This window comes from Devosia chinhatensis, assembly GCF_000969445.1.
Classification (GTDB): domain Bacteria; phylum Pseudomonadota; class Alphaproteobacteria; order Rhizobiales; family Devosiaceae; genus Devosia; species Devosia chinhatensis.
Genome location: NZ_JZEY01000043.1, coordinates 1 through 467 on the forward strand (window position 1 = coordinate 1; position 467 = coordinate 467).

The 467-nt window shown below is 61.2% G+C and carries 1 protein-coding gene; it reads left to right on the top strand.

Annotation, left to right across the window (positions count from 1 at the left end):
• A partial coding sequence (locus VE26_RS00185) for a stimulus-sensing domain-containing protein (RefSeq protein WP_046103250.1) occupies positions 1-467 on the top strand: 467 nt, incomplete at both ends.

A 467-nucleotide genomic window follows, 5' to 3' on the forward strand; every position in this document is an offset into this window, starting at 1 on the left:
GGACAGCGACATCATCTCGATCAATCCCGACCGCCTGCTGAATGCCCCGCGGTCCAATGTTTCCCCGCTTTCCTCTTTCTACCCTAGCCTTTACTTTCCCATCATCCCGGCGCGTGTCTCCCCGCTGCTTCGCAACCTCATCACTCCCACCCGCCCCCGTGCCCGCATCTATTCCCATGGCTGCCTGCTCATCCTGGCCATCGTCCATATCTTTGCCCGGTCCGAGGTCTTGCGCCGCACCATCCACACCAGCCAGCCGAGCTTTTTCCTGTCCGCTTGGTTGAATTCCATCCTCTCCTGGGCGCCGGGGCACAATTATGCAACCTATCAGGAATACCAGCCCGCAGCAGGCGCGTGTTCGCCCGATGTCGCCTCGGCGCTTCACGGCGCCGCTCACGTTCCAGTTCGTGTCGACAGTCCGGTACAGCATGTGTTTGCTGTGTGTCTCCCCGCCCAACCGTGTGCAC